Annotated in this window: 14 protein-coding genes; 9 read left to right on the forward strand and 5 right to left on the reverse strand. The window is 59.0% G+C overall.

The features are described 5' to 3' along the window. Positions 1 to 200 precede the first annotated feature (200 nt). The 3 genes from ACTWLJ_RS18165 to ACTWLJ_RS18175 all read left to right on the forward strand — a co-directional run bounded on the left by ACTWLJ_RS18165 (position 201) and on the right by ACTWLJ_RS18175 (position 2,620). Positions 201 to 836, forward strand: a complete 636-nt coding sequence (locus tag ACTWLJ_RS18165) for a lytic polysaccharide monooxygenase auxiliary activity family 9 protein (RefSeq protein ID WP_445177838.1) — start codon at positions 201 to 203, stop codon at positions 834 to 836. A gap of 40 nt (positions 837 to 876) precedes the next feature. After that, the gene (locus ACTWLJ_RS18170) at positions 877 to 1,935 is read left to right on the forward strand and encodes a chitinase (RefSeq protein WP_445177839.1); all 1,059 of its coding nucleotides are present in this window, start codon (positions 877 to 879) and stop codon (positions 1,933 to 1,935) included. A gap of 94 nt (positions 1,936 to 2,029) precedes the next feature. Next, on the forward strand, positions 2,030 to 2,620 hold the full coding sequence (locus ACTWLJ_RS18175) for an NUDIX domain-containing protein (protein ID WP_445177840.1): 591 nt from the start codon (positions 2,030 to 2,032) through the stop codon (positions 2,618 to 2,620). A 120-nt stretch (positions 2,621 to 2,740) separates the two neighbouring features. Here the strand turns inward: ACTWLJ_RS18175 and ACTWLJ_RS18180 are convergent, their stop codons facing one another. Next, complete coding sequence (locus ACTWLJ_RS18180; protein WP_445177841.1) at positions 2,741 to 3,259, reverse strand: methylated-DNA--[protein]-cysteine S-methyltransferase; 519 nt, start codon at positions 3,257 to 3,259, stop codon at positions 2,741 to 2,743. 150 nt (positions 3,260 to 3,409) lie between these two features. Here ACTWLJ_RS18180 and ggt point away from each other — a divergent pair, with 150 nt between their 5' ends. From ggt to ACTWLJ_RS18195, 3 genes are all read left to right on the forward strand, one after another. Further along, a complete protein-coding gene (gene ggt / locus ACTWLJ_RS18185) occupies positions 3,410 to 5,137 on the forward strand; it encodes a gamma-glutamyltransferase (protein ID WP_445177842.1) in 1,728 nt (575 codons plus the stop codon). Between the two features lie 66 nt (positions 5,138 to 5,203). Beyond that, complete coding sequence (locus tag ACTWLJ_RS18190; RefSeq protein WP_445177843.1) at positions 5,204 to 5,737, forward strand: cysteine hydrolase family protein; 534 nt, start codon at positions 5,204 to 5,206, stop codon at positions 5,735 to 5,737. Between the two features lie 174 nt (positions 5,738 to 5,911). Beyond that, positions 5,912 to 6,931: a lysozyme inhibitor LprI family protein gene (locus ACTWLJ_RS18195; RefSeq protein WP_445177844.1), complete on the forward strand. Its 1,020-nt coding sequence runs from the start codon at positions 5,912 to 5,914 to the stop codon at positions 6,929 to 6,931. Between the two features lie 64 nt (positions 6,932 to 6,995). Here the strand turns inward: ACTWLJ_RS18195 and ACTWLJ_RS18200 are convergent, their stop codons facing one another. Then, positions 6,996 to 7,637, reverse strand: a complete 642-nt coding sequence (locus ACTWLJ_RS18200) for a TetR/AcrR family transcriptional regulator (RefSeq protein WP_445177845.1) — start codon at positions 7,635 to 7,637, stop codon at positions 6,996 to 6,998. A gap of 142 nt (positions 7,638 to 7,779) precedes the next feature. On the opposite strand from ACTWLJ_RS18200, the gene ACTWLJ_RS18205 reads away from it, so the two are divergent. Beyond that, entirely contained in the window at positions 7,780 to 8,238 is a 459-nt protein-coding gene (locus ACTWLJ_RS18205; RefSeq protein WP_445177846.1) for a GNAT family N-acetyltransferase, read from the forward strand. A gap of 6 nt (positions 8,239 to 8,244) precedes the next feature. Here the strand turns inward: ACTWLJ_RS18205 and ACTWLJ_RS18210 are convergent, their stop codons facing one another. Then, entirely contained in the window at positions 8,245 to 8,547 is a 303-nt protein-coding gene (locus ACTWLJ_RS18210) for a DUF7693 family protein (RefSeq protein WP_445177847.1), read from the reverse strand. A gap of 160 nt (positions 8,548 to 8,707) precedes the next feature. Here ACTWLJ_RS18210 and ACTWLJ_RS18215 point away from each other — a divergent pair, with 160 nt between their 5' ends. Then, entirely contained in the window at positions 8,708 to 10,153 is a 1,446-nt protein-coding gene (locus ACTWLJ_RS18215) for a SulP family inorganic anion transporter (RefSeq protein ID WP_445177848.1), read from the forward strand. 159 nt (positions 10,154 to 10,312) lie between these two features. On the opposite strand, the gene ACTWLJ_RS18220 is transcribed toward ACTWLJ_RS18215, so the two are convergent. Continuing rightward, positions 10,313 to 10,825, reverse strand: coding sequence for a carboxymuconolactone decarboxylase family protein (locus tag ACTWLJ_RS18220; RefSeq protein WP_445177849.1), 513 nt, complete (start codon positions 10,823 to 10,825; stop codon positions 10,313 to 10,315). 132 nt (positions 10,826 to 10,957) lie between these two features. Here ACTWLJ_RS18220 and ACTWLJ_RS18225 point away from each other — a divergent pair, with 132 nt between their 5' ends. Then, complete coding sequence (locus ACTWLJ_RS18225; RefSeq protein WP_445177850.1) at positions 10,958 to 11,776, forward strand: cupin domain-containing protein; 819 nt, start codon at positions 10,958 to 10,960, stop codon at positions 11,774 to 11,776. 3 nt (positions 11,777 to 11,779) lie between these two features. Here ACTWLJ_RS18225 and ACTWLJ_RS18230 read toward each other — a convergent pair whose 3' ends face one another. After that, complete coding sequence (locus ACTWLJ_RS18230) at positions 11,780 to 12,673, reverse strand: DMT family transporter (RefSeq protein ID WP_445177851.1); 894 nt, start codon at positions 12,671 to 12,673, stop codon at positions 11,780 to 11,782. Positions 12,674 to 12,749: the final 76 nt, after the last annotated feature.

A 12,749-nucleotide genomic window follows, 5' to 3' on the forward strand; every position in this document is an offset into this window, starting at 1 on the left:
CCTTTGGGCTGTACTCCTTTTGCCATAGGTGGGGTAAGAGTCGGCGCAATATACTGTGTTTATATCCAGTGTATTCGGCGTTTTGCTGGAGCAATCGGAGAGCCCTGCGACAAATCCGCCGATGGACAAAAAAATCACCTCCGTTAGCTTGAATGCCTCTCCTCGGGAAGGAGAGTTCTTAAATCAACGGAGTGAAAAACATGAATCAACCACAAGCTCAAACCCAACTGCGACACGGTCGTGTCACGTCTCCATCCAGCCGCGGTGCGGTGGCTATCGAGCAAGGATTGCTTGGTGCCTGGCAGGTCAACGAAATGGAAGGCGGCAAGAATTTTCCGGCACTGACTGCTGGCCCGTTTCCTGCCCCGTACGGCTCCGACAGTGACAGCGTCACGCCGCCTGCCGATGGCTTCATCCTCAGCGGCGGCAAGACCGACGCCCGTGATTGCGTGAACTTCACGGCTACCGAGATGAGCCAGAAATTGGGTCGTCCATTCACCTGGCCGCTGCTCAATGTCGAGCCAGGCCAGACGTTCAAAGTCGAATGGAACTACACCGCGCCGCACACCACTCGTGGTTATCGCTGGCTGATTACCAAGGATGGCTGGGACCCGCAGCAGCGCATCACTCGTGCACAACTTGAGGCGAAGCCGTTCGCCGAGGACTTCTACACTCAGGTGCCGTACTACAGCTATCCGAATGAATTGAAGGCCAAGGTCAATCACGAAGTGAAACTACCGGCGGGCAAAAAAGGTCATCACGTTATCGTGCTGATGTGGATCGTCGCCAACACCGGCAACGCCTTCTACCAGGCATTCGACGTGGACTTCAAATAAGTCCGTAACGCTGAACCCACACGTTCTGAAGGATTAGAACATGTCTAAAATCGACTTTACCTTGATGCAAAATCTGGCAGCCGATGCTGCCTCGCTGATGCCGAGCCTCGTCGGCAAGAAGATCCTCATGGGTTTCTGGCACAACTGGCCAGCAGGGCCGAGTGACGGATACCAACGGGGTCAATTCGCCAATGTCTCCCTGGAGAATGTGCCCACGGAATACAACGTGGTTGCCGTCGCCTTCATGAAGGGCAGCGGGATTCCGACCTTCAAACCGTTCAACGTTTCCGACGCCGAGTTTCGCCGTCAAGTCGGCGTGCTGAACAGTCAGGGACGAGCGGTGCTGATTTCCCTCGGTGGCGCCGATGCGCACATCGAATTGCGCAGCGGTCAGGAGCAACCGCTGGCCAGCGAGATCATCCGTCTGGTGGAAACCTACGGCTTCGATGGGCTGGACATCGATCTTGAACAGAGCGCGATTGACTTCGCTGCCAACAAGACCGTACTGCCGGCCGCGCTGAAACTGGTCAAGGATCACTACGCAGGCCAGGGCAAGCACTTCATCATCAGCATGGCCCCGGAGTTTCCGTATCTGACCACAAACGGTAAATACGTTGGTTACTTGCAGGCACTCGAAGGCTACTACGACTTCATCGCTCCGCAGTTTTATAACCAGGGTGGCGATGGGGTCTGGGTGCCAGAGGCCAACAACGGCGCAGGTGCGTGGATCGCGCAGAATAACGACGCGCTGAAAGAGGACTTCCTCTACTACCTGACCGAAAGTCTGGTGACCGGCACCCGTGGATTCATCAAAATTGCCGCCGACAAGTTTGTCATCGGCCTGCCAGCCAACATCGATGCAGCCGCCACTGGCTACGTGATCGACAAAACCGTCGTGGGCAACGTGCTCAAGCGTCTGGCAATCAAAGGACTGCCGATCAAGGGCCTGATGACCTGGTCGGTAAACTGGGACAACGGCACCAGCAAGGATCGTGTGCCGTATAACTGGGAGTTCAGTCGGCGTTATGGGTCGCTGATCCATGGCGCGGCTTCAGCCACGAAGGAAACGGCTGATGCGCTATCGAACGTTGCTCGTTAGCTGAAAATAAAGAAGCCCGGTAGCGCTGCCGGGCTTTTTTTATGGACGTAATTATTCGACCATGGGCGTCCATTGATGAGAAGGATCGAACGTCATGCCCAACACCGCCGAGCGGGTCAACATCGTCGAAACCCAAGTGTTGTCCCACGACTGGTATCTGCTGAAGAAGATTACCTTCGACTACTTGCGCAATAACGGCGAATGGCAACGTCAGAGCCGCGAGGTCTACGACCGGGGCAATGGTGCGGCGATTCTGTTGTTCAACCGCGAAAAACGCAGCGTGGTGCTGACTCGACAATTTCGTCTGCCGGTCTTCGTCAACGGCCATGATGGACTGTTGATCGAGGTGGCGGCGGGGCTGCTGGAAGGTGCCGCACCGGAACAACGAATTCGCGACGAGGCCGAAGAAGAAACCGGCTACCGCGTGCATGACGTGAAGAAAGTATTCGAGGCTTACATGAGCCCCGGCTCGGTGACCGAGAAGCTGCATTTCTTTATTGCCGAATACGACTCTGCGTCGAAGGTCGGCGCTGGCGGCGGTCTGGAAGAAGAGACTGAAGAACTGGAAGTGCTGGAGTGGTCTTTCGATGAGGCCTTGGCGGCGTTCCATCGCGGCGAGATCTGCGATGCCAAGACCATCATGCTGTTGCAATATGCGGCGATGAATAACCTGTTCGCGGCCTGAAACCGCTCTTTGTGGCGAGGGAGCTTGCTCCCGCTCCAGTGCGCAGCGCTGGCAAAAATATTGGGGCCGCTACGCAGCCCAGCGGGAGCAAGCTCCCTCGCCACAATCCTTACTCGCAGGTCACTCAAACAGATCGCCTGTTTTACCCGCGACTGACCATTGCCCACCCTCCAGCGTCAACAACCGTTCCTTCGCCTCAAGCCCCCCGGCGAATCCAGTCAACTTCCCCGACGCACCAATCACCCGATGACACGGCGCGATAATCGAAATCGGATTCCGCCCATTCGCTGCACCCACTGCCCGCACCGCGCTCGGGTTACCGATCTGCTCGGCAATCTGGCTATAGGTTCGGGTCTCGCCAAACGGAATGGTCAGCAACGCCGCCCAGACCTTTTTCTGAAACTCGGTACCGACAAAATCCAGCTCCACATCGAAGCAGTCACGGCTGCCGGCAAAATATTCTGCAAGTTGCCGAGCCGTTTTCACCAGAACCGGATTGTCTGGCGCCTCAGTCATCGGCCCGAGACGCACTCGCCCCGGTTTGTCGTTTTCCCAGAGGATGGCCGCCAGTCGTGAGCCGTTCGCGACCAGCTTCAACTCGCCGACGGGCGAGGGCAGGGTGATGAAGGTGAAAGACATGCAGGCGAACTCCGGATCAGGACAGCAATGGCGCCCAGCATACTGCCTGACCGAGGAGGCGCAATACGCAAACGGAGCCATACTGCTGGTTGCTCTTGAAGCGCTCCCTCTGTTGTTCACAGACCCTAAAAACAAAAAAGAGACCGACTCATGAAGTACGAACCTTTAGCCAAATCGCTGATAGCGACCTCCCTGGCACTCAGCTGTCTGATGGCCCACGCCGCGTCGGTGGCGTCGGTCGCCGCCGAAAACGGCATGGTGGTTACCGCTCAACATCTGGCCACGCACGTCGGTGTCGATGTGTTGAAAAGCGGTGGCAACGCAGTGGATGCGGCGGTCGCGGTGGGGTATGCGCTGGCGGTGGTTTATCCCGCAGCGGGCAACCTTGGCGGTGGCGGTTTCATGACCATTCAGTTGGCCGACGGGCGCAAGACGTTCCTCGACTTCCGCGAAAAAGCCCCGTTGGCGGCGACAGCCAATATGTATCTCGACAAGGACGGCAACGTCGTCCCGGACCTGAGCACTCGCGGGCATCTGGCGGTCGGCATCCCCGGCACCGTGTCGGGCATGGAGCTGGCGCTGACCAAGTACGGCACCAAACCGCGCAAGGAAATGATTGCCCCGGCGATCAAACTGGCGGAAGAAGGGTTTGAGCTGCAACAGGGCGACGTCGATCTGCTCGACTACGCCACCGATGTGTTCAAAAAGGACATGCGCGACTCTGGTTCGATCTTCCTGCACAACGGCGAGCCGATGCAGGTCGGGCAAAAACTGGTGCAGAAAGATCTCGGCAAAACCCTGCGGACGATTTCCGAGAAGGGCACTGACGGCTTCTATAAAGGCTGGGTAGCCGACGCCATCGTCACGTCGAGCCAGGCCAACAAAGGCATCATCACTCAGGCCGACCTCGACAAATACAAGACCCGCGAGCTGGCCCCGGTGGAGTGCGACTATCGTGGTTACCACGTGGTCTCGGCGCCGCCGCCAAGCTCCGGCGGTGTGGTGATCTGCCAGATCATGAACATTCTTGAAGGTTATCCGATGAAGGATCTGGGCTTCCATTCGGCCCAGGGCATGCACTACCAGATCGAAGCGATGCGCCACGCTTATGTGGATCGCAACAGCTACCTCGGCGATCCGGATTTCGTGAAAAACCCTATCGAGCACCTGCTCGACAAGAACTACGCGACCAAGCTGCGCGACGCGATTCAGCCGCAGAAGGCCGGTGTTTCGGCTGAACTGAAACCCGGTGTGGCGCCGCATGAAGGCAGCAACACCACCCACTATTCGATTGTCGACAAGTGGGGCAACGCAGTCTCGGTGACTTACACCCTCAACGACTGGTTCGGTGCGGGTGTGATGGCGAGCAAAACCGGGGTGATTCTCAACGACGAGATGGATGACTTCACCTCCAAGGTCGGCGTGCCGAACATGTACGGTCTGGTGCAGGGCGAGGCCAACGCCATCGCTCCGGGCAAGGCGCCGCTGTCGTCGATGAGCCCGACCATTGTCACCAAGGACGGTAAAGTGGTGATGGTGGTCGGCACGCCGGGTGGCAGCCGCATCATCACCGCGACGCTGCTGACCATGCTCAACGTCATCGACTACGGCATGGGCTTGCAGGAAGCGGTTGATGCGCCGCGCTTCCACCAGCAGTGGATGCCTGAGCAGACCAACCTCGAAGATTACGCCGCCAGTCCAGACACGAAGAAAATCCTCGAGAGCTGGGGCCACAAGTTTGCCGGGCCGCAAGATGCCAACCACATCGCGGCGATTCTGGTCGGCGCGCCATCACTGGGTGGCAAACCGGTCGGTAAAAACCGCTTCTACGGCGCCAACGATCCACGGCGCAACACAGGGTTGTCACTGGGTTACTGAGAGGCGTAAATAGGGGGCGGACTCGCGTCCGTCCCTGTCTCAAGTTCCGATCAAGGAAGACACACCATGGCCACCGCACTGCTGATCATCGACGTACAGCGCGCCCTCTGCTCGGGCGAATACGAGTGCTACGACATCCCCCGCGTAATCAACACCATCAACCACCTCAGCGCCCGCGCCCGCATGGCCGGAGTGCCGGTGGTGCTGATTCAGCACGAAGAAAAGGACAGCCCGCTGGCACACGGTGCTGAAGGCTGGCAACTGGCCGAAGGCCTGGAAACCTCGGAAAAAGACCTGCGCGTACGCAAAACCACCCCGGATTCGTTCTACCAGACCAACCTGCAAAAACTGCTGCCCAAGGAAGATTTCGATTCGCTGGTGATCTGTGGTCTGCAAACCGACTACTGCGTCAACGCCACCGTGCGCCAAGCCCATCAACTGGGCTACGACGTGGTGCTGGCAGCAAATGCACATTCCACCCTCGACAACGGCAACATGTCAGCCGAAGACATCATCGCCGAACACAACAAGGATTTGGCCCACCTGACCGGCGCCATGGCCCGTATCGACGTCAAACCCGCCGCTGACATCATTTTCTGAAAGCCCGGTAAACCCTGTGGGAGCGGGCTTGCCCGCGAAGGCTTAGGCACATCCGGCATCAACGTGACCTGACACTACGTCTTCGCGAGCAAGCTCGCTCCCACAGGGATTTGTTGCGCCCCAAAAATGGTGGGCGCATGCATAATGCCGCCGTCTGAAGAATGGAATCTGTCGATGCTCGCGTTCAATCTCCGCTATGCCTTGTTACTGACATCCCTGGTATTTATCCCGGTCGTTCACGCCAGCAGCTTCGATTGCGCCAGCGCTGCCAGCAAGACTGAAAAAACCATCTGTAGCGATTCTTATATTTCTGATCTTGATAAGAAACTGGGTGTTCTATGGCGTCCGACTTTGGCCAAAGTCGCTGATCCGAAAGCGTTGAAGGCCGACCAGCGAGGATGGCTAAAAAACCGCAATCAATGCGCCGAGGATGTTCCGTGTCTGCGTCGCGAGTATTTGATGCGGCTCAAGGCGCTTGAATACATGGTCAAGCCGTTCAGTTGGGATGCCACCTGGCAGATTATTCCCTGGGGCGTATCCTCCGGGGCCACGTTGCAAACAAAGCGCATCGACGCCGACCACATATCTTTCGATATATCGGCGGTGGCCGGCGCCAACTCGGGCGATATGGACGGTATTGCCACCATTGTTGGCACCGAAGCTCATTACAGCGGAACAGGTTGTTCGCTGAGGTTCAGTGCGTTCAATGGTTTGCTGGACGTTGCGCAAGACGGCTCCGATCCAGCTTGCGGCGGTGGGATGGGGGTCTACTACGGCGGACGTTATGTTGCGTCGGAACAATCACAGTCAATCGACTACGATCTGCTCAGCCTTGGCGTGGCACGAACTCAGCAGGAAGATGAACTGCTACATGCGCTGCTCAAGGATGATTACCAGACATTGCTGCAAAACAGCGGATCAATGGCGTCGGGCGATGCCTCCAGCGATATTCCGAATGCTCAAGTCGATGAATTCTGGCTGCGCGGCTTGGCCAGTAGCAACGCGGGGATTCTGATGCGCGCACCGGAAGGCAGACTGTGGCTGGTGTTGCTGGTTTTAGATGATCAGCGCGAATCCCGCGCTCGCTACTACACCAACGTGCCGGAATGGAAAAAACGAGTACCCAATGCATTGCTCGCCTGGCACAAACGAATATCGGGCGACCAGACTTTGCCACTGGACCTCATGCCCTGAGCTTGCAAAACCCGGTGGCGAGGGGATTTATCCCCGTTGGGCTGCACAGCAGCCCCGACCGCCCTCAAGTCGCAAACAAAACCCCGCGAATCTCCCCAACCCTCTGCGCCATTACCCCCTCCAGCACCAGCCGCGTAATCGTATCCGCTGCCGTCTGATAATCCTCATCCTGCGGTTCCTCACGGCCGGTGATGCGGCCCATTTGCCAGCCGATATTGGTGTAGGTGCGGGTGGCCGACCAGATAAACAGCATCAGATGTTCAGGATCAACCGGCGCCAGCAGGCCACGGTCGATCCAGCTGCGCAGGCAGTCGACGTTGCGTCGGGCTTCGGCGTGCAGAAGGTCGCGGCATTCGTCGGGCAACTGGCGGCCGCCGAGCAGCAGTTCGCCGCTGAATACCTTGGCGATGGCCGGGTGCTCGCGAGCGATACGGATACGGGCGGCGACGTAGGCGCGCAGGCCGATCAGCGGATCGTCGCTTTCGCGCAGCACGGCGGAAGCTTCCAGCAGCGGTTCGACAAACCCCAGCAACACTTTGCCGTAGAGGTTTTCCTTGGTCTGGAAGTAGTAATACAGGTTGGCCTTGGGCACCCCGGCACGGGCCGCGATGTCGCGGGTCTGGGTGGCGTCGAAGCCGTTGGCAGCGAATTCTTCGCTGGCGGCGGCAAGGATCAACTGCTCGTTGCGTACTCGGATGGCGCTCATGGATACACGGAATTGATGGACGGCATGGACAGGTTCTGGCGATTTCGGTTTCGCAATATACAAAACTATATAGCGGTCAGGCCAGCTTACTCGACGGACAGCGCTATGCTGGGTCGATCATTTAAAGGAACGAGGCAGGGATATGACGATTAAGGCACTGCGGGCCGACGCGACCCATCTGGATGCGGTGGCGCAGTTATTCGACGCATACAGAGGGTTTTATCAGCAACCGTCGAACCTTGAGCAATCGCGGGCGTTCATTGCCGAGCGCATGGCCAACAGCGAATCGGCGATTTTTCTCGCCCAGGATGAACGTGGTGAGGCACTGGGTTTTGTGCAGTTGTACCCGACGTTTTCCTCGATCGATGCCCACCGTACCTGGCTGCTCAGTGATCTGTTCACCGCCCAAGTCGCCCGTGGCCGGGGCGTCGGCAGACTGCTGATGAATACAGCGCGGGATTTTGCTGTGGAAACCGGCGCGAAGGGTCTGATGCTGGAAACCGCGACCGATAACTTCACCGCTCAGGGTTTGTACGAGTCGCTCGGTTATGTGCGGGATACGGGTTACTACACCTACCTGCTCGATTTGCGGCAGGGTTGATCCGCCTCAGCCGTGTTGAGCGAGCAAGCGTTCAATCTGCCCCAACTCCCAGGTACTGAGCAAACTCACCGGATCGGTGCCGTAGTTTTGCCAGCTGTCGAGCGCACCTTCGCGTCCATCGGGGCAGCGAGCGGACTCGCAGTGATGCAACCGTCCACCTTCAAAATCCAGTACCAGACACCAGCCTTCAATATCGACCGCGACCAGTCCCGCTCCGGCAGGCGTTTCGCTCAATCTGAGCGCCAGCACCCCCAGCGCAGCATCGCGCAAGGGCTGACAAACCTCGCGAGCAGTGAGAAGTGGCGGCATGTTCGAACTCAATGGGCAGGAAAGACCGCGCAAGCATAGAGCGCAGGCACGTTGATGTCAGCGATGACTGGCCCGATCCCGAACAATTCCGTAACATTCGCCACCCTCTTTTTCCGCGAAAAACAGCGACCACTCCCGTCGGTCGCCAGTCAGGTAAACCATGAAAGCTAAACGTCTGCGCGCCGATGTCCTGGCCGGACTCACCACCTCTTTTGCCCTGTTGCCCGAGTGCATTGCGTTCGCACTGGTGGCCCACCTCAACCCGCTGATGGGCCTGTATGGCGCCTTCATCATTTGTACGCTGACGGCATTGTTCGGCGGTCGGCCGGGAATGGTCTCCGGCGCGGCGGGTTCGATGGCGGTGGTCATCGTCGCGCTGGTGGTGCAGCACGGCGTGCAGTATTTGCTGGCGACGGTGTTGCTTGGCGGTTTGATCATGATGGCGTTCGGGCTGTTGCGGCTGGGCAAACTGGTGCGGATGGTGCCGCATTCGGTGATGCTCGGCTTCGTCAACGGTCTGGCGATCATCATTGCGCTGGCGCAACTGGAGCACTTCAAGTCCGGTGAACACTGGCTCAGCGGCACGCCGTTGTACCTGATGACCGGGCTGGTGCTGCTGACCATGGCCATCGTTTACATCCTCCCGCGTCTGACCCGCGCCGTGCCGCCAGCCTTGGTGGCAATCCTTGGCGTCGGGCTGCTGGTCTACCTGTTCGGCTTGCCGACTCGTACCCTCGGGGACATGGCGCACATCGCCGGTGGTCTGCCGACGTTCGCACTGCCGGATATCCCGTGGAACCTGGAGACTCTGCGCATCATCGCGCCGTACGCGATTTTGATGGCGCTGGTTGGCCTGCTGGAAACCCTGCTGACCCTCAACCTCACCGACGAAATCACCGAGAGCCGTGGTTATCCGGATCGCGAGTGCGTGGCGCTGGGCGCGGCGAACGTGGTGTCGGGTGCGTTTGGCGGCATGGGCGGTTGCGCGATGATCGGGCAGACCGTGATCAACCTCAGTTCCGGTGGGCGCGGACGTACGTCCGGCGTGGTGGCGGGGGTGTTGATTCTGCTGTTCATTCTGTTTCTGTCGCCGCTGATCGAGCGCATTCCGCTGGCGGCGCTGGTGGGTGTGATGTTTGTGGTGTCGCAGCAGACTTTCGCCTGGGCTTCGTTGCGCGTGCTGAACAAAGTACCGCTCAACGATGTGCTGGTGATCATTGCCGTGACCACGATTACCGTGTTCACCGATCTGGCGACGGCGGTGCTGTGCGGCATCATCATCGCCGCGTTGAACTTCGCCTGGCAGCAGGCTCGCGAACTGTACGCCGACGAACATCTGGAGGCTGACGGCAGCAAACTCTATCGCCTGCATGGCACATTGTTTTTTGCCTCGACCGCGCCGTTCCTCAATCAATTTGATCCGGCCAATGACCCGGCGCGGGTGACGATTGATTGTCGGCATCTGAGCTTTGTCGATTACTCGGCGATTGCTGCGCTGAAAACCTTGCGCGAGCGCTATGAAAAGGCTGGCAAGGATTTGCAGGTTTTCCACTTGTCCGAGCGCTGCAAGAAGCTGCTCAAACGCGCCGGGGTCGAGCACGCCTGAAGACTTGGGTGATCCCGCCAGATTTAATGAATCAACAGAAATACCTGTGGGAGCTGGCTTGCCAGCGATGGCGTCAGGTCAGCCAGCATCAATGTCGGATGTACCGGCCTCATCGCTGGCAAACCAGCTCCCACAGGGGGTTTGTGTTTTGGTCGGCGGTTAGATGGCCGGGAAGTCGATGTCGGTCAGGGCAGTGTTGTTCAGGTAGTTGGTCAGGGTCTGCACCGCGACCAGCGCAATCACTTCGATAATTTTTGTGTCATCGATTCCGGCAGCACGGGCTGCGGCGATCTGCTCATCACTCAAGTGACCACGACTTTCAGTCAACTGATAGGCGAGGGCGGCGTAGGCGTTCAGTTCGCCCTGACGCGCGGCCACGATGTTCTGCGCTGAAAGTCCGGACTTGCTCGCGAACAAAGTGTGCGCCGCCAGGCAGTAATCGCAACCGTTGACCTGCGAAGTGGCGAGGTACACCGCCTCTTTTTCCTTGGCGCTCAGCGAGGTCTTGCCGAGGGTCGCGGAGGCTTGCACGTAGGTATCGAGCGCCACGGGCGCCTTGGCCAGCGTTGCAAACAGGTTGGGCAGGAAACCGATTTTCTTTTGTACACCTTCAAGCACCGGGCGAGTGGTTTCGGTAGCGTTGGCGAGGCTGATTGCGCTGATGCGGCTCATGTTGACTCTCCAGAATCCCGGTGCGTTGTGCGCCGGGGATGGAGGTCATCTTATTCAGCGTGACTGGTGCTTTGGATGCATATCGTCGAGGATATGCGACAGATCGTCCAGAATCGTACTCGGGAGTTGCCCATGGATCGCCTTTCCACGCTGCTCAGCCATTTCGGCGTCAATGCCGGAACCTTTCATAGCGGCACCTTCTGCGGCGTCAACGTCCATGAGGGCGAGCCGTGCGGGCATGTGCATCTGTTGCAGGCGGGTGAGTTGTTGCTCAAGCCGGGCACTGAGCGCGAGATCCGTCTGGACGAGCCGTCGCTGATTTTCTTTCCCAGACCCTTTGCCCACCGAATGTTCGCCGACGAGGCGATGGACACCAAAGTGGTGTGCGCAACGCTGACGTTCGACGGCGGCTCGGGCAATGCCTTGGCGGCGGCGCTGCCGGATTATCTGGTGCTGAAACTGACTGAAATTCCGGAACTCGGCCCTACTCTCGAATGGCTGTTCAAGGAAGCGCTTGAGGGACATTGCGGGCATATGGCGGTCTTGGATCGGTTGTTCGAGTTGCTGGTCATTCTGCTGTTGCGCCACCTCATCAGCCGTCGCGAACAACAACCGGGGATGATCGCCGGGCTGGCCGATCCACGCTTGTCCCGCGCCTTGAACCTGATGCATGAGCAGCCGGCCACGCCGTGGAGCGTGGCCGAACTGGCGGCTGCCGCGAACCTGTCGCGGGCCGGGTTTGCCGAGCTATTTCGTCGGGTGGTGGGCCAGTCGCCCGCCGATTATCTGGTGAGTTGGCGGGTCAGCCTGGCGCAGAAGCGTCTGCGCGAAGGCAAGCCAATTGCGTTGATTGCCGAGGAGGTCGGTTACGAAAGTCCTTCGGCACTGGCCCGGGCGTTTCGCCGCAAGACCGGGCTCAGCCCGCGCGAGTGGAAGGCTGGCGAGGCTTGAACTTCATTTGGCGAACTTCTTCGCGCCCGCCACACACAGAATCACTCCCAGCGTCACCGCGAGCATGCCAAGGCTGACCTGCTCGTGCAGCAACGTCGCCGCCAGCGCCAGGCCGAAAAACGGTTGCAGCAGCTGCAACTGTCCAACCGCCGCGATTCCGCCCTGGGCCAGTCCGCGATACCAGAACACAAAACCGATCAGCATGCTGAACAACGAAACATAGGCCAGACTCAGCCACGCCGGAAGGCTGATGCCGCTGAACGTGGCGGGCGCCAGCCACAGACTCGACAACGCCATCACCGGCAAAGACAACACCAGCGCCCAGCAGATCACCTGCCAGCCACCTAAGGTTCGCGACAGTTTTGCACCTTCGGCATAACCAAGACCGCAGGCGACAATCGCCGCCAGCATCAGCAAATCACCGGTAGGCGAGGCGGTCAGACCTCGGGACATCGCGAAGCCGACCACGAGCGCACTGCCCAGCACCGAGAAGATCCAGAACACCGGGCGCGGGCGCTCACCGCCACGCAGCACAGCGAAAATCGCCGTCGCCAGCGGCAGCAATCCTACAAACACAATCGAATGGGCTGACGTCACGTGTTGCAGCGCCAGCGCGGTCAGCAACGGAAACCCCAGCACCACGCCCATGGCGACAATCAACAACGACAGCCACTGATCGCGTGCCGGTCGGCGCTCGCGAAAAAGCCACAACAGGCATAGCGCCAGCACCCCGGCTATGGCGGCGCGGGCGACCGTGAGAAACACCGGATCGAACTCCAGCACCGCCAGGCGCGTTGCCGGCAGCGAACCGCTGAAGATCAGCACGCCGATGAAACCGTTGATCCAGCCACTGGTTTTTTCCAGTGCCGGGTGAGGCAGGTGCGAGGTTCGTTCCATGTGCGATCACGCTCGAAAGTGGGGTTGCGTCGGTTGAATCCTATGACTGAGAATCAGCACAATCAAAAAATCGTCA

The organism is Pseudomonas sp. McL0111 (assembly GCF_052567255.1).